Origin of the sequence: Paraburkholderia sp. GAS42, from assembly GCF_050436565.1 — a bacterium.
Taxonomy (GTDB): domain Bacteria; phylum Pseudomonadota; class Gammaproteobacteria; order Burkholderiales; family Burkholderiaceae; genus Paraburkholderia.
The window spans coordinates 124,863-146,954 of sequence record NZ_JBNDML010000020.1 but is presented as its reverse complement, the minus strand read 5'-3'; the positions used below and the strand labels follow the sequence as shown (position 1 = coordinate 146,954).

At 63.5% G+C, this 22,092-nt stretch carries 16 protein-coding genes; 10 read left to right on the top strand and 6 right to left on the bottom strand.

Annotated features, from left to right (window positions below; translation table 11 throughout):
* Positions 1-43 precede the first annotated feature (43 nt).
* The 3 genes from pncA to P3T16_RS26565 all read right to left on the bottom strand — a co-directional run bounded on the left by pncA (position 44) and on the right by P3T16_RS26565 (position 4,670).
* Positions 44-670: a bifunctional nicotinamidase/pyrazinamidase gene (gene pncA / locus P3T16_RS26575; protein ID WP_429344538.1), complete on the bottom strand. Its 627-nt coding sequence runs from the start codon at positions 668-670 to the stop codon at positions 44-46.
* A gap of 48 nt (positions 671-718) precedes the next feature.
* Entirely contained in the window at positions 719-2,803 is a 2,085-nt protein-coding gene (locus P3T16_RS26570) for a 3-hydroxyacyl-CoA dehydrogenase NAD-binding domain-containing protein (RefSeq protein ID WP_429344529.1), read from the bottom strand.
* A gap of 187 nt (positions 2,804-2,990) precedes the next feature.
* Positions 2,991-4,670, bottom strand: a complete 1,680-nt coding sequence (locus P3T16_RS26565) for a 3-(methylthio)propionyl-CoA ligase (RefSeq protein ID WP_429344528.1) — start codon at positions 4,668-4,670, stop codon at positions 2,991-2,993.
* Between the two features lie 128 nt (positions 4,671-4,798).
* Here P3T16_RS26565 and P3T16_RS26560 point away from each other — a divergent pair, with 128 nt between their 5' ends.
* The 5 genes from P3T16_RS26560 to P3T16_RS26540 all read left to right on the top strand — a co-directional run bounded on the left by P3T16_RS26560 (position 4,799) and on the right by P3T16_RS26540 (position 8,705).
* Entirely contained in the window at positions 4,799-6,355 is a 1,557-nt protein-coding gene (locus P3T16_RS26560; protein ID WP_429344527.1) for a protein adenylyltransferase SelO, read from the top strand.
* A gap of 88 nt (positions 6,356-6,443) precedes the next feature.
* Positions 6,444-6,872 carry a peptide-methionine (R)-S-oxide reductase MsrB gene (gene msrB / locus P3T16_RS26555; protein WP_429344526.1) on the top strand — a complete coding sequence of 143 codons (429 nt, stop codon included), beginning with the start codon at positions 6,444-6,446 and terminating at the stop codon, positions 6,870-6,872.
* 194 nt (positions 6,873-7,066) lie between these two features.
* Positions 7,067-7,597, top strand: a complete 531-nt coding sequence (locus P3T16_RS26550; RefSeq protein WP_429344525.1) for a septation protein A — start codon at positions 7,067-7,069, stop codon at positions 7,595-7,597.
* Positions 7,598-7,600: 3 nt separating this feature from the next.
* Entirely contained in the window at positions 7,601-7,915 is a 315-nt protein-coding gene (locus tag P3T16_RS26545) for a BolA family protein (RefSeq protein WP_429344524.1), read from the top strand.
* Between the two features lie 10 nt (positions 7,916-7,925).
* Positions 7,926-8,705 (top strand): peptidylprolyl isomerase, encoded by a 780-nt coding sequence (locus P3T16_RS26540; protein WP_429256398.1) that lies wholly within the window; start codon positions 7,926-7,928, stop codon positions 8,703-8,705.
* A gap of 121 nt (positions 8,706-8,826) precedes the next feature.
* Here the strand turns inward: P3T16_RS26540 and purL are convergent, their stop codons facing one another.
* Positions 8,827-12,918, bottom strand: a complete 4,092-nt coding sequence (gene purL / locus P3T16_RS26535; RefSeq protein ID WP_429344523.1) for a phosphoribosylformylglycinamidine synthase — start codon at positions 12,916-12,918, stop codon at positions 8,827-8,829.
* A 303-nt stretch (positions 12,919-13,221) separates the two neighbouring features.
* Here purL and P3T16_RS26530 point away from each other — a divergent pair, with 303 nt between their 5' ends.
* The 3 genes from P3T16_RS26530 (at position 13,222) to pgi (ending at position 18,083) form a co-directional block, all read left to right on the top strand.
* Positions 13,222-14,523: an FAD-dependent oxidoreductase gene (locus P3T16_RS26530; protein ID WP_429344522.1), complete on the top strand. Its 1,302-nt coding sequence runs from the start codon at positions 13,222-13,224 to the stop codon at positions 14,521-14,523.
* A gap of 54 nt (positions 14,524-14,577) precedes the next feature.
* Positions 14,578-16,170, top strand: coding sequence for an NAD(P)H-hydrate dehydratase (locus tag P3T16_RS26525; RefSeq protein ID WP_429344521.1), 1,593 nt, complete (start codon positions 14,578-14,580; stop codon positions 16,168-16,170).
* 290 nt (positions 16,171-16,460) lie between these two features.
* Positions 16,461-18,083, top strand: a complete 1,623-nt coding sequence (gene pgi, locus P3T16_RS26520; RefSeq protein WP_429344520.1) for a glucose-6-phosphate isomerase — start codon at positions 16,461-16,463, stop codon at positions 18,081-18,083.
* Between the two features lie 86 nt (positions 18,084-18,169).
* On the opposite strand, the gene P3T16_RS26515 is transcribed toward pgi, so the two are convergent.
* A complete protein-coding gene (locus P3T16_RS26515) occupies positions 18,170-18,859 on the bottom strand; it encodes an ABC transporter ATP-binding protein (protein WP_429256403.1) in 690 nt (229 codons plus the stop codon).
* On the opposite strand from P3T16_RS26515, the gene P3T16_RS26510 reads away from it, so the two are divergent.
* On the top strand, positions 18,858-19,550 hold the full coding sequence (locus P3T16_RS26510; RefSeq protein WP_429256404.1) for an arylesterase: 693 nt from the start codon (positions 18,858-18,860) through the stop codon (positions 19,548-19,550). The two genes, P3T16_RS26515 and P3T16_RS26510, sit on opposite strands and share 2 nt — an antisense overlap.
* Positions 19,551-19,686: 136 nt before the next feature.
* On the top strand, positions 19,687-20,025 hold the full coding sequence (locus P3T16_RS26505; RefSeq protein ID WP_429344519.1) for a hypothetical protein: 339 nt from the start codon (positions 19,687-19,689) through the stop codon (positions 20,023-20,025).
* A 110-nt stretch (positions 20,026-20,135) separates the two neighbouring features.
* Here the strand turns inward: P3T16_RS26505 and P3T16_RS26500 are convergent, their stop codons facing one another.
* A complete protein-coding gene (locus P3T16_RS26500) occupies positions 20,136-22,070 on the bottom strand; it encodes a SurA N-terminal domain-containing protein (protein WP_429344518.1) in 1,935 nt (644 codons plus the stop codon).
* Between the last annotated feature and the right edge of the window lie 22 nt (positions 22,071-22,092).

Here is a 22,092-nt window from a genome sequence, read left to right as displayed (position 1 = left end):
GTTTGAGGTTCGCTTCGCCGGCCGGCATCTTTCAGCGTCAGCATCAGGCCAGCACCGCGGCGGCCTGCATGCGGGCCACGCCCGCGTTTTGCAGATCGCGCCAGGCGGCGTCGAGCGAACCATTGAGATCGATTGCGCGGGATGCGTCTTCGATCACCGCAACGTCGAATCCGGCGGCTCGCGCATCGAGCGCGGACCACGCGACGCAGTAATCCGTCGCGAGGCCGCAGCACCAGACGCGCTTCACGCCCGTGTCGCGCAGATAACCCGCGAGGCCGGTCGGCGTCGTGCGATCGGCTTCGAGAAAAGCCGAATAGCTGTCGACGTCGACGTGATGACCTTTGCGGATCACAAGCCGCGCATGCGGCACATCGAGATCGTGATGCAGTTCGGCGCCCGGCGTGTTCTGCACGCAATGCACCGGCCACAGCACCTGCTCGCCGTACGGCAGCGTCATCATCTCGAACGGTGCGCGGCCCGCGTGATTCGCGGCGAACGAGATATGTGAAGCGGGATGCCAGTCCTGCGTCAGCACAACGTGGCTGAACGCGCGGGCGAGCCGGTTCACCACCGGCACGACCTCGTCTCCACGCGCGACGGCGAGTGCGCCGCCGGGCATGAAATCGTTCTGCACGTCGACGACGAGCAGCACTTCATCCGCGCCTTTCATCCCGTTCTCCGCTTCACGTCTCTGCTTCACGTCGCGTTATCCGCGTGATCAGCCGTTGAAACCCCGCCCTTTGGCGGCGAGGTCGACGATGCCCGGCGCGATCTGCCAGGCGTCGCCGTTCGGCCGCGACGCATAGCGGCGAATCGCACGCTCGACGTTATAGAGGCCGACGGTGTCCGCATACAGCATCGGGCCGCCGCGCCACAGCGGAAAGCCGTAGCCCGTCAGATACACCATGTCGATGTCCGACGCCTTCGAAGCAATGCCTTCTTCGAGAATCTTCGCGCCTTCGTTCGAGAGCGCGAACACCAGACGCTCGACGATTTCCTCGTCGCTGATCTTGCGGCGTTCCACGCCCGCGTCCTTTGAGAACGCGACGATCATCTCTTCGACGAACTTCGAAGGATGCGCGGTGCGGTCGCCCGCCTTGTAGTCGTACCAGCCGCCGCCTGTCTTCTGTCCGAAGCGCCCCGTCTCGCACAAACGGTCAGCGATCTTCGAATAGTGCATGTCAGGATATTCGTGATAGCGACGCTTGCGGATCGCCCAGCCGATGTCGTTGCCGGCCAGATCGCTCATGCGGAACGGGCCCATCGCGAAGCCGAACTTCTCGATCGCGCGATCGACCTGCGCGGGCAGCGCGCCTTCTTCGAGCATGAAGAGCGCCTGACGGATGTACTGCTCGATCATCCGGTTGCCGATGAAGCCGTCGCACACGCCCGAGACGACGGCCGTCTTTTTGATCTTTTTCGCGATCTTCATGACGGTCGCGAGCACATCTTTCGAGGTGTCCTTACCGCGCACCACTTCGAGCAGCTTCATCACATTGGCCGGGCTGAAGAAGTGCATGCCGACCACGTCCTGCGGGCGCTTCGTGAACGCGGCGATCTTGTCCAGATCGAGCGTCGACGTGTTCGATGCGAGAATCGCGCCTTTCTTTGCGACTTCGTCGAGACGCTTGAACACCTGCTCTTTCACGCCGAGTTCTTCGAACACGGCTTCGATGATCAGATCGGCGTTGCCGAGGTCTTCGTACGACAGCGTCGGCTTGATCAGCGCCATGCGCTGTTCGAGCGCTTCCGGCGTCAGCTTGCCTTTCTTGACGGTGCCTTCGTAATTCTTGCGGATCGTCGCGACGCCACGGTCGAGCGCTTCCTGCTTCGTTTCCAGCAGCGTGACGGGCACACCCGCGTTGACGAAGTTCATCGCAATGCCGCCGCCCATCGTGCCGGCGCCGATCACGGCAACCTGTCCGATGTCGCGGGCTACAGTGTCGGAAGGCACATCGGGAATCTTGCTGGCGGCACGTTCGCCAAAGAACGCATGACGCAGCGCGCGGCTTTCCGGCGTCTGCACCAGCGACACAAAGCATTCGCGCTCGAACGCAAGGCCCTTGTCGAAGCCATTCTTCACACCGGCTTCGACAGCATCGATGCACTTGTGCGGCGCCGGGAAATTCTTCGCGACGCCCGCAACACCATTGCGCGCGAACTGGATGAACCCTTCCGCATTTGGATGCTCGATCTTGCGATCACGCACACGCGGATGTGGGCCTCCCTTCGCGCCGACCTTGTGTGCAAACGCAACGGCGGCTTCGAGCAGATCGCCTTCGACCACTTCATCGAAAAGCCCCGAGCCCGCAAGCTTTTCCGACATGACGGGCGCGCCCGACACGATCATGTTGAGCGCCGCCTCGAGACCGATTGCACGCGGCAAACGCTGTGTGCCACCTGCGCCCGGCAGGATGCCGAGCTTCACTTCGGGCAGCGCGATCTGCGCGCCCGGTGCGGCGAGCCGGTAATGCGTGCCGAGCGCGAGCTCCAGACCGCCGCCCATCGCGACGCTGTGAATCGCCGCCACAACCGGCTTCGCGCTGCCTTCGACGACGTTGATCACCGTAGCCAGCGTCGGTTCCTGCGTGGCTTTGGGCGTGTTGAATTCGGTGATGTCCGCGCCGCCGGAGAACGCCTTGCCGGCGCCCGTCAGCACGATCGCCGTCACCGACGCGTCGTTCTGCGCGCGCTCGATGCCTTCGACGATACCGGCCCGTGTCGAAAGACCGAGCCCGTTGACCGGGGGATTGTTGAGCGTGATGACGGCGACGCCGTCACGTGTTGTGTAGTCCACTGCCATGTGCCTGCCTCCATGCGCCTGGCTGCGCGAAAATAGCCCGTCGGTTCATTGTCCGACTCATTGCCTAAACTTTCCAGGATCAGGAGCAGAATACACAAAAAAGCACGCTCGTTCAATTTATTGTGACACGGGGTTTGCCCGTAGGCATGGCCGTGTCATGCGCATCCTGCGCGGCGTGCATCAAAGGTCAGGAAGGCTCCTGAAAGGGACAGTCCGGCACGTCGACCGCCGAAGGCAGGATGTGCATGCGGAACCGTTCACGCAGCTTGAGCTTCTGCAGCTTGCCGGTCGCGGTATGCGGCAGTTCATCGACGAACGCGACGTCATCCGGGATCCACCACTTCGCGACCTTGCCTTCGTAGAACGCAAGCAGTTCCTCGCGCGTCACGTCCGCACCCGGACGCTTCACGACGACCAGCAGCGGCCGCTCGGTCCACTTCGGATGCGAACAGGCAATACACGCAGCTTCCGCGACAGCCGGATGCGCGATCGCGACGTTCTCCAGGTCGATCGAACTGATCCATTCGCCGCCGGACTTGATCACGTCCTTGCTGCGGTCGGTGATGTGCAGGAAGCCATCGGGATCGATTGTCGCGACGTCGCCGGTCGGAAACCAGCCGTCGATCAGCGGCGATTCGTTGTTCTGGAAATAACGCTGGATCACCCATGGTCCGCGCACATGCAGGTCGCCGAATGCGACGCCATCCCATGGCAGGTCGCGGCCGTCCTCGCCGACGATCTTCATGTCGACGCCATACATCACGTGCCCCTGCTTCTCGCGCAACTTGCGCCGCTCTTCGGGCGAACGCTGCGACTGCTCCCACGTCAGCTTCGCGAGCGTGCCGAGTGGCGACATCTCGGTCATGCCCCATGCGTGGATCACCTCGATGCCGTAGTCGTCCTCGAAGGCGCGCAGCATGGCGGGCGGACACGCGGAGCCGCCGATCACCGTACGCTGCAGCGTCGAAAAACGCACCTGCGCTTCTTTCAGATAGTTGAGGAGACCAAGCCAGACTGTCGGCACACCCGCCGAATACGTGACGCCCTCCGCTTCCATCAATTCGAACAGCGACTTGCCGTCGAGATCCTTGCCGGGGAACACGATTTTCGCGCCGGTCAGCGGCGCGGCGTGCGGAATGCCCCACGCGTTCACATGGAACATCGGCACGACGGGCAGCACGGAATCGCGCGCGGAGAGACACATCGCGTCCGGCAGCGAAGCGCCGAACGCGTGCAGCACCGTCGAGCGGTGCGAGTACAGCGCGCCTTTCGGATTGCCGGTCGTGCCGGACGTGTAGCACAGGTACGAAGCCTGGCTTTCCTCGATACGCGGCCACTCAAATGCACCGTCGTGCGCTTCGATCAGCGTCTCATAGCTCAGGAGCGGAACAGGCAGCGCGTTCTGCATCCGCGGCAGATGCGCTTCGTCGGCGAGCGCGATCCAGCCGCGCACATTCGGACACTGCGGCGCGAGGATGTCGACGAGCGGCGCGAACGTCGTATCGAACAGGACATACTGGTCCTGCGCATCGTTAATGATCCAGGCGATCTGATCCGGGAACAGCCGCGGATTGATCGTGTGGCACACGGCGCCGAAGCCGGCGACGCCGTAATACGCTTCAAGATGCCGGTAGCCGTTCCACGCGAGCGTGCCAATGCGCTCGCCCGGCTGCACGCCAAGTACGATCAACGCCTGCGCCAGTTGCTTCGCGCGCTTCTCGCAGTCGCGATACGTGTAGCGATGTACGTCGCCTTCGATACGCCGCGACACGATTTCCGTTCCACCGAAGTGCCGCGCGGCATGCGCGATCAGCGAGGACACGGTGAGCGGCACATCCATCATCTGTCCCAGCAGCGGCGTTGTCATTCGTGTTGTCTCCTCGCCATGGTCCTGAAAAAGGTGCAGGTCGGGTGCGTCTCGTGCGGCAGATGGCGGCCGCCCTGCAGCCCCGCGGGTGCGGACTTACAATATCGGTTAAATGTGAGGCGCTCAATATGTCGTTTTCCCCAAGCAATGCCGGTCTGTCGGAGCCAATGTCGGCTTTGGCCGGCACAATCGGCAGCCAGCGCGCAGGCTCGTTTGCGCAGCTCGGCACCACGTTCCTGACCCGCCTGCCGGCTGCACCGTTGCCCGCGCCCTATGTGGTCGGGTTTTCCGCTGAAACCGCTGCACTCCTCGGCTTCGATCCATCCATCGCGGAGGATCCGACCTTCGCCGAATACTTTTCCGGTAATACAACCCGCGACTGGCCCGCGCAGGCGCTGCCCTATGCGACGGTCTATTCGGGCCATCAGTTCGGTGTGTGGGCCGGCCAGCTGGGCGATGGACGCGCGCTGGGTCTCGGTGAAGTCGAACACGACGGCACGCGCCTCGAGCTGCAACTGAAAGGCGGCGGCCGCACGCCGTATTCGCGCATGGGCGATGGACGCGCCGTGCTGCGCTCGTCGATCCGCGAGTATCTGTGCTCGGAAGCGATGCACCACCTCGGCATTCCGACGACGCGCGCCCTGTGCGTGATCGGCTCCGATCAACCCGTGCGACGCGAGGAAGTGGAAACGGCTGCGGTTGTGACACGCGTTGCGCCGAGCTTCGTGCGCTTTGGGCACTTCGAGCATTTCTATTCGAACGATCGCGTCGAAGCGCTGCGTTCGCTGGCCGATCATGTGATCGAGCGCTTCTATCCCGCCATGAAGGAAGCCGACGATCCGTATCTGGCGCTGCTCGACGAAGCCGTTCGCACCACCGCCGACCTGCTGGTGGAATGGCAGGCCGTCGGCTTCTGCCATGGCGTGATGAACACGGACAACATGTCGATCCTCGGTCTCACGATCGATTACGGCCCGTTCGGCTTCATGGATGCGTTCGACGCGAACTACATCTGCAATCACTCCGACAACCAGGGCCGCTACGCCTACCGGATGCAGCCGCAGATCGCGTACTGGAACCTCTTCTGCCTTGCGCAGGGGCTGCTGCCACTGCTCGGCGAGCGCTACGAAGACGGCGTGCGCGGCGAGCGCGCAGTGAAGGACGCGCAAGGCGTGCTCGAAGGCTTCAAGGCACGCTTCGCGCCGGCGCTTGAACGCCGCATGCGCGACAAGCTCGGGCTCGAAACCGAACGCCCCGGCGACGATCAGCTGGCGAACCGTCTGTTCGAAATCATGCATGCGAACCGCGCGGACTTCACGCTGACGTTCCGCAATCTGTCGCGGATTTCGACGCTCGATGCGAACGGCGATGCACCCGTGCGCGATCTGTTTCTCGACCGCGCCGCGTTCGACGCGTGGGCGAACGACTATCGCGCACGTCTGTCCGAAGAAACACGCGATGACGCGTCGCGCGCCATTGCAATGAACCGCGTCAACCCCAAATTCGTACTTCGCAACCACCTGGCGGAAACCGCGATCCGCAAGGCGAAGGAAAAGGACTTCTCCGAAGTCGAGCGACTGGCGGCCGTGCTACGCCGTCCGTTCGACGAGCAACCCGAAAACGAAGCGTACGCGGCGCTGCCGCCCGACTGGGCGAGTTCGCTCGAAGTCAGCTGCTCGTCGTGAGCTTCACAACCGCTTTGTCATGCTGAACCACCTGCGCCTGCTCCTTGCGCGCGAGCGATCCGGCCCCTCCTATCGACAGGACCCGACCATGAATCCAGACGACCTCAAGACCGACACGTCCGCTACACCCGCTGTACAGAAAGACGACGCAACATGGCGTCAAGAGCTTTCGGAAACCCAGTACATGGTGACGCGTCAGGCGGCCACCGAGCGACCGTTTACCGGCGAATACTGGGATCACTTCGACCGGGGCGTCTACGACTGCGTCTGCTGCGGCACGCCGCTCTTCGAATCGGATACGAAGTTCGACGCCGGCTGCGGCTGGCCGAGCTACTTCAAACCGATCAACGGCGAGGTGATCGCGGAGAAAACCGATCACTCGCACGGCATGCTGCGCATCGAAGTGCAGTGCAAGAACTGCGGCGCGCATCTGGGTCACGTGTTCGAAGATGGCCCAGCGCCGACGGGCCTTCGGTACTGCATCAATTCGGCTGCGCTACAATTCGAGCCCAAGTAAGGCAGGCCGGGCGCGGCCGGGTTCCGGAGGGCTTCTGACCACCGGCGCTTCGGCGCCGCGTCCGGGCTGCGTGCCGGGCATGTCGTGCCGGCCGCTGGCCACTGCGGCGGGCGCGGATCAGCAGCGCGTTCTGCCCCGCCCACCGTGTGCCGGCCCCCATTGAGCGCATCACTCTCCGGATTCCCGACCCGATAATGAAATTCCTGTTCGACCTGTTCCCGATCATCCTGTTTTTCGTTGCGTTCAAGATCTGGGGCATTTTCACGGCGACCGCTGTCGCCATCGTCGCCACGCTCGTGCAGATCGCCTTCGTGGCATTCCGGCATCGCAAGGTCGATCCCATGCTGTGGGTCAGTCTCGGCGTCGTCACCGTGTTCGGCGGCGCGACCCTCGTGCTGCACAACGACACCTTCATCAAGTGGAAGCCGACGGTGCTCTACTGGGCGTTCTCGGTTGCGCTGATCGTCTCGCAGCTGGCGTTCAACAAGAACCTGATCGAAGCGATGATGGGCAAGCAGATCACGCTGCCGCATCGCGTGTGGGCGCAGCTCAACTACGTGTGGGCAGTGTTTTTCGTGCTGCTCGGCATCGTCAACCTGTTCGTCGCGTACAACTTCTCCACCGACGCGTGGGTCAATTTCAAGCTGTTTGGCGCGACGGGTTTGCTTGTGGTGTTCATCGTCGGCCAGAGCCTGTGGCTCGCCAGGTACATGAAAGAGGAATGATCGATGACCACTGAAGCCTTCCTCAATGCCACCACGGCCGAGCGCGCCGCGCTGATCGAAACGCGCCTCGCAGCGGCGCTCGCGCCCATCGTCTCGATTGACGTACGCGACGACAGTGCGCAGCACGCGGGTCACGCCGGCGCGGCTGCCGGCGGTCATTTCACTGTCACGATCGTAGCGGCCGCATTCGCCGGCAAGGCCCGCGTGGCAAGGCATCGCATGGTGTATGATGCGCTGGCCGATGGCATGCAGCGCGGCATCCACGCACTCGCAATCACGGCTTATACGCCCGAAGAATTCGATTTGTTGTCCCGTTAGGAAACTTCCGATGACCTTGAAGAAAACCCGTTCCTGGGTATTGCTGGCTGCGTTTGCGGCCGCGCCTGCGTTTGCACAGAACATCGCCGTCGTGAACGGCACACCGATCCCGAAAGCACGCGCCGATGCGCTGATCGACCAGCTCGTCCATCAAGGGCAGCAGAACACGCCGCAGCTTCAGATGGCCGTGCGCGAAGAACTGGTCAATCGCGAAATTCTGACGCAGGAAGCAGCGCGCCGCGGCATCCCGACGCGTCCTGACGTGAAGGCGCAGGTCGCCGTCGCGCAACAGACGGTTGTGCTGCGCGCGCTGATCGAAGACTTCGTAAAGAACAACGCACCGACCGACGCCGAAGTAAAAGCCCGTTACGACGAGCTGGTCAAGGGCGCGGGCGGCAAGGAATATCACCTGCACCACATCCTCGTCGAAGACGAACAGCAGGCGAAAGACCTGATCGTGAAGATCAAGGCCGGCGCCAGCTTCGAAGACCTCGCGAAGCAGTACTCGAAGGACCCGGGATCGGGCAAGAACGGTGGCGACCTCGACTGGTCGGATCCGAAGGCCTACGTGCCGGAATTCGCCGATGCAGCCACGAAGCTGCAGAAAGGCCAGATGACCGACACGCCGGTGCATACGCAATTCGGCTGGCACATCATCCGTCTCGACGACACGCGCGCAATCACGCCGCCGCCGCTCGAACAGGTGAAGCCGCAGATCGTCCAGCAGATGCAGCAGGAAAAGCTGCAGGCGTTCGAAGAAGGCCTGCGCAAGAACGCGAAGATCCAGTAAGCGTTTTTGCTGCTTTAGAAACGACAATGCCGCCCGAGGGCGGCATTGTCGTTTCTGGGTCCGGGCTTTTCAAAACCGGGCGCTATTGTGAAGCGCCCGGTTTGCATGATGCACAACTGGATTAACCCAGCCGGCGACGCGCGTTCTGGAACACGCGCATCCACGGGCTCGCTTCGCCCCAGCCTTCCGGGTGCCAGCTCATTGTGACCGTGCGATGGACGCGCTCCGTGTGTGGCATCAGTACCGTGAAGCGGCCATCCGGCGTCGTCACCGAGGTGATGCCTTGCGGCGAGCCATTCGGGTTGAACGGATACTGCTCCGTCGCCTGCCCGCGGTTGTCGACGTAACGCATCGCCACCGCAACGCGCGACGCATCGCCCTGTTGCGAGAAGTCCGCGAAACCTTCGCCGTGCGCGACCGCCACCGGAATGCGCGAGCCTTCCATGCCGTCGAAGAAAATCGACGGCGACGCCTGCACTTCGACCAGCGAGAGGCGCGCTTCGAACTTCTCCGACTTGTTGCGCGTGAACTTCGGCCAGGCTTCCGCGCCCGGAATGATCGACGCGAGGCTGCTCATCATCTGGCAGCCATTGCAGATACCGAGCGCGAACGTGTCCGCGCGACCAAAGAACGTCGCGAACATGTCGGCGAGTCGCGGATTGAAGCGGATCGTCTTCGCCCAGCCTTCGCCCGCGCCGAGCACGTCGCCATACGAGAAGCCACCGCATGCCACCGCGCCCACGAAATCAGCCAGCGTCGCGCGGCCGGACAGCAGGTCGCTCATGTGGACGTCGTACGCATCAAAGCCGGCGCGATCGAACGCATACGCCGTTTCGAGGTGCGAGTTCACGCCCTGCTCGCGCAGAATCGCGACGCGCGGACGCGCGCCCTTGCCGCCCCGAAGGAAGTCCCCTTGGGGGATGAACGGTGCGGCAACGTCTTCCGCCGGATCGAAGCTCAGATACGGCGTGATGCCCGGATCGGCCGCGTCGAGCAATACATCGTGCTCTGCATCCGCGCACGCCGGGTTGTCGCGCAGACGCGAAATGCGCCAGCTGACTTCATCCCACGCGCGATGCAGCTCGGCGCGCGGCGCTTCGTAGATCTTCTTCGCGTCGCGCCAGATTTCGAGCGTGTCGCGCTCGTTCAGCTTGCCGATCACGTGCGAGCATGCCGACAGGCCGTGTTCGCGCAGCGCGGCCAGCACCGTGTCGCGATCCGCCGCACGCACCTGGATCACCGCACCCAGTTCTTCGCTGAAGAGCGCGCGGATCGTGCGGTCGTCGCGGCGGCCGCTCGTCTGCTTCGCCCAGTCTTTTGCGTCGCCGTAGTCGGATTCGTGGTTCGGATCGAGCACCAGCATGTCGACATTCAGCGACACGCCCACGTGACCCGCGAATGCCATTTCAGCGACGGTCGCCCACAGGCCGCCATCGGAACGGTCGTGGTAGGCGAGCAGTCTGTCGTCGGCGTTGAGCGCCTGGATCGCGGCGAAGAAGCGCTTCAGGTCTTCCGGATCGTCGACGTCCGGCACTGTGTCGCCGACCTGCTGCGTCACCTGCGCCAGAATGCTCGCGCCAAGACGATGCTTGCCGCGGCCGAGGTCGATCGCGATCAGCACGGTGTCTCCCACTTCGCTCACGCGGCGCAGTTGCGGCGTCAGATGACGGCGCACGTCTTCGACCGGCGCGAATGCCGAGATGATCAGCGAGACCGGCGCGACCACTTCCTTCGCGACGCCACGGTCTTCCCACTTCGTGCGCATCGACAGCGAATCCTTGCCGACCGGAATGCCGATGCCGAGCGCCGGGCACAGTTCCATGCCGATCGCCTTGACGGTGTCGTACAGCGCCGCGTCTTCACCCGGGCTCCCGCACGCGGCCATCCAGTTCGCCGACAGCTTCAGCTTGTCGAGCGATGCAATCGGCGCTGACGCGATATTGGTCACTGCCTCGCCGACCGCCATGCGGCCCGACGCCGGCGCGTTGATGACAGCGAGCGGCGTGCGCTCTGCCATCGTCATCGCTTCGCCACGGAAGCCCGCGTAATCCGCCGCCGTGATCGCGCAGTCGGCAACCGGCACCTGCCACGGGCCGACCATCTGGTCGCGCACGGTCGTGCCGCCAACCGAACGGTCGCCGATCGTAATCAGGAACGACTTGCTCGCCACCGTCGGATGGCGCAGCACGCTGACCGCGACTTCCGACAGGTTCACGCCCGTCACGTCGACCGGCTGAAGCGCGACCGTTTCGCGCTTCACGTCGCGATGCATGCGCGGCGGCTTGCCGAGCAGCACCTCCATCGGCATATCGACGGGTTCGTGCCCGTCAGTGTTGTGTTTATCGGTATCGACCAGTTGCAGTTGACGCTCCGCCGTCGCCACGCCGATCACCGCGAACGGGCAACGCTCGCGTTCGCACATTGCCTCGAACATCGGCAGGTCAGCCGGCGCGATCGCGAGTACATAGCGCTCCTGCGCTTCGTTCGACCAGATTTCGCGTGGCGACAGACCGCTCTCTTCCAGCTGGACCTTCCGGAGCTCGAAGCGCGCGCCCTTGTCCGCGCCATCGACGAGTTCGGGGAACGCGTTCGACAGCCCACCCGCGCCGACATCGTGAATGCTCAAGATCGGATTCTTTTCGCCCAGCTGCCAGCAGCCATTGATGACTTCCTGCGCGCGCCGCTCGATTTCCGGGTTGCCGCGCTGCACGGAATCGAAGTCGAGTTCGGCGGTGTTCGTGCCGGTCGCCATCGAACTGGCCGCGCCGCCGCCCATGCCGATCCGCATGCCGGGACCGCCGATCTGGATCAGCAGCGACCCTTCCGGCAGATCGTGCTTATGCGTGTGCTGATCCGAAATATTGCCGATGCCGCCGGCGATCATGATCGGCTTGTGATAGCCGCGAACACGTCCCGCGACGTTCTGTTCGTACACGCGGAAATAGCCACCGAGATTCGGCCGGCCAAATTCGTTGTTGAACGCGGCGCCGCCGAGCGGACCATCGATCATGATCTGCAGCGGCGAAGCGATGCGGTCCGGACGGCCGTACGCTTCCTGCTTGTCCGCGTCGTTGCGATGCGCGACCGGTTGTGCCGCATCGCGGGCGTTTTCCCATGCTTCGCGCGCATCCGGCAGATCGAGGTTCGATACGGTGAAACCCGCCAGACCGGCCTTCGGACGCGCACCGCGGCCCGTCGCGCCTTCGTCGCGGATTTCGCCGCCCGCGCCCGTCGCGGCGCCGGGGAACGGCGAGATCGCGGTCGGGTGATTGTGCGTTTCCACCTTCATCAGCGTGTGCGTGAGTTCGGTGTGACGGCCGTAATGTTCAGCGCGCTCGCCCTCGCCCGACGGCTTGCGCGGGAACCAGCGCTCCGCCATGCCGCCGACCATGATCGACGAGTTGTCCGAATACGCGACGATCGTGCCTTGCGGATTCAGCTTCTCCGTGTTGCGGATCATGTTGAAGAGCGAGATGTCCTGCCGCTCGCCGTCGATCGTCCAGTCGGCGTTGAAAATCTTGTGACGGCAGTGCTCGCTGTTCGCCTGAGCGAACATCATCAGTTCGACGTCGGTCGGGTTGCGGCCGAGCTTTCTGAACGCGTCGACGAGATAGTCGATTTCGTCGTCCGCCAGCGCGAGACCGAGTTCCGTGTTCGCGGTTTCCAGCGCGGTGCGTCCTTGATCGAGGATATCGACGGTTTGCAGCGGCTTTGCCGGCAGTTCGTCGAACAGATGCATCGCGTGATCGCGCGACGGCGCGACGCTTTCAGTCATGCGGTCGTGCAGCGCGGCGACGACAGCAGCGCGCGCCTCGTCGGACAGCGCTTTCTTGCCGCCGAGCAGGCCCGACTTCAGGATCAGCGTGTATTCGACGCCGCGCTCGATGCGGCGCACCTTCGACAGACCGCAGTGCAGCGCGATATCCGTGGCCTTGCTCGCCCACGGCGATACCGTGCCGAAACGCGGAACCACGAGGAAGGTTTCGGTCGTGCCGCGCTCGCTGGCTGCTTCGAACGGTTCGCCGTAGTGCATCAGCGCTTCGATCTTCGCGCTGTCATCCGCCGAAAGCGGCGTCGATGCGTTGACGAAATGCAGGTATTGCCCGCGTACGCCGGTGATATTGGCGTCGATGCGAGTGAGCGTATCGAGCAGGCGGGTTTGACGGAAATCGGAGAGGGCCGAAGCGCCGGGGAAACACGAGAAGTGGGCCATGGACTTGACGTTGCGTCGATCAGTCGCGCGTGCAGGCGACGGGAGGCGAAAGGAAGTCGGAGATTATACCTCGGGACGGCCCGTCAGAGCCGCCCTCCGTGGCGCGACGAACCTTCTGGCAGCAACGTCCGGCGTGGGCCGGCACCGCATGACGCCACCGCGGCCGGCATGGCGGCCCGGCCCGTTTGACTGCTATCATTCGCCCTTTCCACTGACCGGCGCGGCAGGATCACCGCCTGCGCCGCACGTCGCGCATACGGGCACGCCGGCTCATTCGCGTCCTGCCCGCAAATCGAATCAATCATGGATGTCATCGTCATTGGCGGCGGGATTGTCGGCGTCGCCACCGCTTATCAGCTGCGCGCGGCCGGCCACCGCGTGTGCGTCGTCGAACGCCATGCCACGGTTGCACAGGGCGCCACTTACGGCCACAGCGGCACCGTGCTGCCGACGCCGCTCGACGTCTGGTTCGGCCCGACCTTCATGGAAAACCGGCGCGCCGCGAAAAGCGGCGTCGTCAGCAAGACCGGCTTCAACTCGGGCGCGCGCGATTTCCTGAAGCGTCTGGCCACGTTGCAGGACCCGACCGCATTCTCGGAACAGATGGGGCGCCTGCGTCCGCTGATCGAACTGTCGCGCGATGCGATGGCCGATATCGAAGCGCGCTTCGGCCTTGAATTCGAACAGCGCAGCGGCGTGCTTCACCTCGTCCGTAGCGCCCACGAGTGGGAATTGACCCAGCCTGCGCTCGACCTTCTGCGTCGATACGAAGTCCCCCATCATGTGCTGACGGCCGCCGAGTGCGCCACGCTCGAGCATTCTGTGCCGACCGATCCTGATTTTGCGGGCGGCGTGCATTTCGACTCGGAACGCACGGCCAACTGTCCGCTGTTTGCGAAGCTCGTCAAGCAGTTGCTCGACGAGCAAGGCGGCGTGACGTTCCAGACCGGCCGTGAAGTGACCGCGATCCGTGTCGACAACCAGCGGGCCGCCGTCGAACTGGCGCCGCGCACAGGCGAATCGTCACGCTCGCGCGAAGTCGACGTGATTGCCGGCGACGCAATCGTTGTCGCAGCCGGCGTCGGCAGCCTGCCGTTGCTGGAGCAGCTCGGCCTGCGCCTGCCATTGCATCCGCTGCGGATGCACACGCTGGCCGCGCCGGTCGCTCACGAAGAATGCGTGCCGCATATGACCGTGGTCGACGCAGTCAAACGCATCACCATCACCCGGATGAACCATCGGCTGCGCATCGCGGGCGGCGCGGTCGTGCAACCGGCGAACCTCGTCGACAAGCCGCTCAGCGAGCCGCTGACCAAGGAAGCGCTCGCGCTGCTGGGTCAGGCGACCCACGACTGGATTCCCGGCGCCGCAAAGATTTCGGCCGCGCTGCCCTGGGAAGGCCTGAAGCTGCTGTCGCCGGATGGCTTGCCGCTTGTCGGCAACGCGCTGCATCCCCGGCTTTTTGTGAACGCTGGACACGGGCCGTCCGGTTGGGGCATGGCATGCGGGTCTGCTAAAGTGATCGCTGATCTCTTCGCCGGTGCGACGCCCGATGTACCGCCTGACACGCTCGCCGCGCTGCGGCCGGAGCGGTTCCGGGATTGAGGTTTGTCCGGGCTGGCGTCTTTCTTTTTCGTTTGTCTTCGTCCTTGCGCCGCCATGACCGACACTCCGCCGCCCGCCTCTTCCAGCTCCGCCACGCTCATCGACCCGTACGACCGTCCGTTACCGCTCTCGACGGTCGAAGCACTGCGCACGCTCGAAAAAGAAGCGGCCGCGACACTCCCCGAACACACACTGATGGCCCGCGCGGGCGCGGCCGCCGCGCGCTTTCTGCTCGATCAGAGTGCCCACGAATCGTCCGCCTATGCGAGCCATCCGGTCTGGCTGGTCGCGGGCCCGGGAAACAACGGCGGCGATGCGCTCGTGATGGCGACCGAGCTGCACCGCGCAGGCGTAACGGTCGATGTCTGCATGCCCGTCGAGGTCAAGCCGGACGACGCTCGCTGGGCGCTCGATGCCGCCCGCAAGGCCGGCGTACCGATTTCCGCGACGCCGCCGGCTTCGTTCGACCGCTACGGCTGGCTCGTCGACGGCATGTTCGGCATTGGACTCGCGCGGCCTCTTGAAGGCGTCTTCGCCGAACTCGCCCGAAACCTGTCGGAACGCGCGCATAGCAAAGGCCACGTGCTCGCGCTCGATGTGCCGAGCGGCCTCGACAGCGATACGGGCAATGTCGTCGGCTCCGGCGCCGGCATCGCGGTGCGCGCAACGCATACCGTCACCTTCATTGGCGCGAAGCCCGGCTTGTACACGGCTTCGGGACGTGATCTGGCAGGCTCGGTGACGGTGGCGCCAATTGGTATCGAGGACGCCGGCAGCCGCACGAAGATGCAACTCAACGCGCCGTCGCTTTTCGCGTCATGTCTGCCGCCGCGCGATTTCGCGACGCACAAGGGCACGTTCGGCAGTCTCGCGGTGGTCGGGGGCGACACGGGCATGTGCGGCGCGCCGATTCTCGCGGCCCGTGCCGCGCTCTACGCGGGCGCGGGCAAGGTGCATATCGCGTTCATCGGCAGCGGCGCGCCTGCCTACGATCCGCCCCACCCCGAACTGATGCTGCATGGCGTCGACGGTCTCGCGCTCGATGCAATGGATGCGCTCGCGATAGGCTGCGGCATGGGCGAACGCGACCGCGCGTCCGTTACGCTGCACGACGCGCTGGAACTCGACGTGCCGATCCTGCTCGACGCCGACGCGCTCAACCTGATCTCGAAGGACGAAGATCTCGCCGCCGCCGTCGAAGCGCGCGGCGCGCAGAGAGGCAATCCGTGCGTGCTGACGCCGCATCCGCTCGAAGCTGCCCGCCTGCTCGATACCGATGCGCGCACGGTACAGGCCGACCGTCTCGCCGCTGCGCGGTCGCTGGCGGCCCGTTATGCGAGCGTCGTCGTACTGAAAGGAACGGGCACGATTATCGCTGCGCCCGATGGCCGCGTCGCGATCAATCCGACCGGCAACGCGGCGCTCGCGACAGGCGGCACGGGCGACGTGCTCGGCGGCATCATCGGTGCTTTCCTCGCGCAACGTCTGCCTCACTACGAGGCAGCGCTCGCGGGCGTCTACCTGCACGGCCGCGCCGCCGATACGCTGACCGCACAAGGCAACGGCCCCGCCGGCCTGACCGCCGGCGAACTGGCGCCGATGGTGCGCACGTTGCTGAACCGGCTGTTTTATCCTTTGCGTGCCTGAAACGGCCAACCACGATGCGTGCGAACAATGCATGCGCGAACTACGCGAACCCAACCGCCGGCATCGCATGATCGCTCCCATCATCTGGCTGCGCGCTGTCATCCAACGCCGCTATACTGACCGACTGAGTGCATCGCCCAGTCGTGGAATTGCAATACGGCGCGTGAAGCGCCGGAAGCACTGAAAGCGCATTGAACCCGACGACACCGCGACGCGCCAAAGCCTCACCGCTGGCGGCACACGCAGCACGCCGCCTTCCATTCGTGTCATTTCGCTAGACGGACAGTTACATGCCATCGAATCCGCTCCCCGCCTCGTCCGCGCTACAAGCGCACTACGAACAGATCCGCGACGCGCACATGCGCGACTGGTTCGCCCCCGACAACGACCCCGCCCCGACCCGTGCCGAGCGCTTCACGCTGTCGGGCGGCGGCCTCGCGGCGGATTTTTCGAAGAACCGTATCACCGACGAAACCCTGCGCCTGCTGGTTCAACTGGCACGCGAAGCGGGCGTCGAAAAACGTCGCGACGCGATGTTCGCGGGCGAGGTCGTGAACCCGACCGAAGGCCGTGCGGCGCTGCACACGGCGTTGCGCGCGACCGATCCGAAGGCGCCGTTCAACGCACAGGTCAAGGCCGAGCAGGCCAGGATGGCCGCGTTCGCCGACCAGGTGCGCAGTGGCGCGTGGACCGGCTATACCGGCAAGCGCATTCGCTACGTGGTGAATATCGGCATCGGCGGTTCGGATCTGGGTCCAAAGATGGTCGTGCATGCGCTGCACCATCTCGCCACGCCGGACATCAAGTCGTTCTTCGTGTCGAACGTCGACGGCGCGGATATGTATCGCGTGCTCCAGCAGATCGATCCGGAAGAGACGCTCGCGATCGTCGTATCCAAGACCTTCACGACGCTCGAAACGATGACCAACGCACACTCGATGCGCGACTGGTTTATCAAAAGCGGTTGCCCGGAAAGCGCACTGGCGAAGCACTTCGTCGGCGTGTCGGCGAATCCGGCTGAAGTCGTGAAGTTCGGCATCGCGAAGGAAAACGTCTTCGAGATGTGGGACTGGGTCGGCGGACGCTATTCGCTGTGGTCGGCCGTCGGTCTGTCGATCATGATTTCGGTCGGTCCGGCGCACTTCGCCGAACTGCTCGCGGGCGCGAACGAGATGGACCAGCATTTCCGCGACGCGCCGCTCGAACGCAATCTGCCGGTACTGCTCGGCATGATCGGCATCTGGTATCGCAACTTCTTCGGCTCGCAGAGCTATCTGGTTGCGCCGTATTCGGAAGCCCTGCATTTCCTGCCGTCCTATCTGCAGCAGCTGGAAATGGAGAGCAACGGCAAGTCGGCGCGGCTCGATGGCGCGATCGTCGATTACCCGACGTCCGCGGTCACGTGGGGCGAACCCGGCACGAACGGACAGCACGCGTTCTTCCAGATGCTGCATCAGGGGCCGACGATCGTGCCGATCGACTTTGTCGCCGTGCTGACGCCGGAACATCCGCTCGTCGATCATCATCCGAAGCTGCTGGCAAACTGCTTTGCGCAAAGCGAAGCGCTGATGCTAGGCCGCACGCTCGAAGAAGCGAAGAAGGTGGCAGGCCCGGACAAGCCGGAACTCGCGCCGCATCTGATGTTCCCGGGCAACCGTCCGACCACAACGCTGCTCGTCGATGCGCTGACCGCACGTTCGCTCGGTGCGTTGATCGCGATGTACGAGCACAAGGTGCTGGTGCAGGCCTCGGTATGGAACATCAACCCGTTCGACCAGTGGGGCGTCGAGCTCGGCAAGATTCTCGGCAAGGTCGTCGAGGCGGATCTGACCGCGGCATCGGTCAAAGAAAAGAAGCATGATTCGTCGACCTCGGCGTTGATCGGTCGCGCGCGGGCTGCGTTGAAGCGCTGATCGATTGCGGTCTTGAGTAGCAAACGAAAACGGACGCTGCGGTGTCCGTTTTTTTCAATGCGAGCAGTCGATCATTTCGATTGCGTTCAGACCACGAGATGCCCTGCTTCGATCGTCACCGTACTGTCGCAGCGCCGCGCGAGTTCGATATCGTGTGTGACGAGCACAAGCGTCGCGCCATTCGCGAGATTCATCTCAAACATCAGATCGATCACGGCATGACCGGTCGCGGCATCGAGACTGCCCGTCGGTTCATCGGCGAAGAGAATCGCCGGATGCGTGACGAAAGCACGCGCCAGCGCGACACGTTGCTGCTCGCCACCCGACAGCAGCTTTGGATAATGCCCCGTCCGCTTGCCCAGCCCGACCTGATCGAGCAGCGACCGCGCGCGCTTCGCCGCCTCGCGCGTCGACATGCCGCCTTGCAACTCAAGTGGCAGCGTCACGTTTTCGAGCGCGGTCAGATGCGGCATCAACTGGAACGACTGGAACACGAAGCCGACCGAACCGCTCCGCAACGCAGCGCGTTCGTCTTCACTGAGTTCGGTGAGTTCACGGCCAAGCAGCCGAACCGAACCGGACGTCGCGCTGTCCAATCCTGCTAGCAAACCCAGCAACGTAGACTTGCCCGACCCGGACGCGCCGAGGATCGCCACGCTGCTGCCCGGCTCGATCGAAAGATCGATATGATCGAGAATCGTCAGTTCGCCCGTTGCATCCTTAACCCGCTTGCTCAGACCCCGCACCTCAATGACTGGATCAGTTTTCTTTTGCATGGTGAAGCACAAATTGAAAGTGCGCATGGTGACGCTGGGCGCCGCGCTCGGTGTCGTCGCGGTGATTGCGACCGCGCCTCATACAGCCGGCGCAGCCAATACATCCAATACCGCAGCCACCAGCACCGCACCCGACAAGCCGGTGATTGTCGTGCTCGGCGACAGCATCTCCGCCGAGTACGGCCTGCCCCGCGATACCGGCTGGGTCGCGTTGATGCGCCAGCGTCTGGCCGACGAGCGCATCGATTATAACGTTGCGAATGCAAGCATCAGCGGCGATACGACGAGCGGTGGACTCGCCCGTTTGCCTGCACTGATGCAGCGTCTGAAACCTTCCGTGGTGATCGTCGAACTTGGCGCCAACGACGCCTTGCGCGGCGTGCCACTCACCACCACCGAAGACAACCTTCGCACGATTATCGAGCAGACGCAGAAGGCACACGCGAAGGTGGTGCTTGTGGGTATGTATGTGCCGCCTAATTACGGCATGGACTACACACAAAAGTTCCACGGCGTGTATGACGATCTGTCGAAGCAGCTTCACGTGCCGCTCGTGCCCTTCCTGCTTGCCGGAATCGAGGACAAGCCAGACATGTTCCAGGCCGACCAGATCCACCCCACACAACAGGCTCAGCCCGTTTTGCTGAACAACGTATGGCTCACGTTAAAGCCGTTGCTGAAAGCGCCGTAATTGCCACTTGATCGCCCAGACGGGTTTGCTAACAACCTGTTTCGAATGCGCGGGAACGAGGTAATGCATTAGCGATCTGATATTTCGTTAACCTCGAAAACCAGGCTCATTTTGAGCGATTCTGGAAGGAGATAACGTGAAATATTTACCACTTATCGCTTTGGCCGTGGCAATTTCTGCCTGCGCTGCGCAACCGCCACCAGGTGTTCAATCCGTCGGACAAAGTCAGCAACCGCCAAAAGTTGTCGGCCAGTGCATCGCGAAGAAATGGGCCGATAAATCGCAACAGCAGGTGGTGTCGCAGAATACGCTCGCGAACGACGCCGCAATGGACGTCTACGTTCCGGGTCAGCAACCGCCTGGCGGCGCGGCCGCTGTCGTGCGTCCGGCTTACTCTGGCCCGGGCACGTGGGTTGGGTTTCGCTCAGGCGGTGGTGCCGGCGGCGACACCAGTGACATCACGGCCTGCCTGTAACATCGGCGCGACAGGTCACGACGTGACGGGCCGAGGCTCGTCGCCAGACAAAAAGCCCCGCGTTTGCGGGGCTTTTTGTTTGTTCGCGCTACTACCAGCTTCGCGTCGGATCAATCGCCCGACGATTGCGCCGAGCCATCCAGCGCTCCGAAGAACTTCACTTTCGAGCGTGCACGCAGCGCGTCGACATACGCTTCGACCTGCGACTGTGCATTGACCTGCGCGATCTGCTGCTGCGCGGCAGCAAGACGCTGTGCGTCGACCGCATTGCCCGGCACGACAGCGTTCACTCGATAGATCGCGTAACCATCGTCACCAAGATCGACACCGACATACGCCGGCAGCTTCTGTGCATCGACCTTGTAGATCGCGCTCAACGCGGCAGGCGGCACGCCTTGCGCATCGTTGCGGGAAACCTTCAGCGCGGACGAGAAACCGTCCGTCGACTTCGACTTCTCCAGATCAGCGAGTTTCGCCGTGCCATCCTTGCGCGCCATCTCCGCCGACTGCTGGGCGATTACCTTCTGACGGACGGCATCCTTGACGGCGTCGAGCGCCGGCACCGTCGCCGCCTTGTAGTCGGTCACGTGCGCCGCGATCAGCGTATTGCCGCCGACGTCGATCGCCTGCGTGTTGTTCTTCGCCTTCGTCGCATCGCTCGAAAACACGGCCGCGAGGAACTTCGCGTTGTTCAGCGGGCTGTCCGGCGGCAACTTCGCGTCCGGTTGCGGCGTGACCGTCGCCGTCTGGATCTGCAGCTTGTACTTGTCGGCGGCCGGTTGCAGGCCCTTCGCCTGTTCGTACACGATCGACGTGAAGCCGTCCGAATCGTCAGCGAAAGCCTTGGTGGCCTGCTGCTGCTTCAGATCCTTGACGATCGAATCCTTCACTTCGTCGAACGGCCTCGTGACCGCAGGCTTCACATCCGTCACCTTGACGATGTGATAGCCGAAATCCGTTTGCACGATGTCGCTGACTTCGTCCTTCTTCAGCTTGAACACGGCGTCGTCGAATGCCTTGCCGCCCGCGATCATGCCGGGACCGAAGTAGCCGAGGTCACCGCCCTTCGAAGCCGAGCCCGGATCCTGGGAATTCTGCGCGGCGATCTGCGCGAACTGATCCGGATGGGCCTTGACCTGAGCGAGCACTTCGTCAGCCTTCTGCTTCGCCTTGGCCTTGTCGGCTGCGCTGGCATCTTTCGGCGCCGCGATCAGGATGTGACTTGCGCGCACTTCGCCATCGGTGCGGTAGTGCGCGAGGTTATCGTCGTAGTATTTCTTGACGTCGGCGTCGCCCGGCTGCACAGCCGCGGCGAGCACGGCCGGCGACATCACCACGTACTGGACCGTCGCCGTTTCGGGCGTGGCGAACTCCTGCCGATGCGCATCGTAATAAGCCTGCAACTGCGCGTCTGTGGGCTGCACTTTCGATGCGTAATCGCGCGCGCGGAATGCCAGACCCTGCACTTCGCGCTGCTGCTCCGCGAGATCGGTCAGGCGCTGCGCCAGCGTCTTCGACGTGAACGCGCTGGCCTGAATGGCAGCGGGCAACTGTTGCGTCGCAAGACCATAGCGCACGCGCTCGTCGTATTGTTCGGGCGTCATGCCCTGCATCGCGAGCAGTTGCTTGTAGCGATCGACATCGATCGTACCGTCGGCGTTCTTCAGCGACGAAATGATGGGATCGGCCAGCAACGTGCGACGCACGGCGTCGTCCGAAGCCGTCAGATGCAGACGCTGCGTTTCGTCGGCCAGCACGCGCTGCTGGATCAGACCGTCGAGCATGTCGCGACGACGCTCGGGCGTATCAAACGACTTCATGTCGAACTGGGCGCCGAGCACCTGGCGCGCACGGTCGAGCTGCTGGCGCATCGTGTTGTCGTATTCGACGCGCGTAATCTTGTGACCGTTGACGCTTGCGACGTTCGCGCTTTCATCAAAGAAACCGCGGAAGCCCTGAATACCCACAAATCCCAACCCCGGCACAATGACGAGGATGAGCATGAACATCATCAGGCGTTTGTGATTGCGGAAAAAATCAAGCATGCGTGAGGGTCGGCCAAAAACA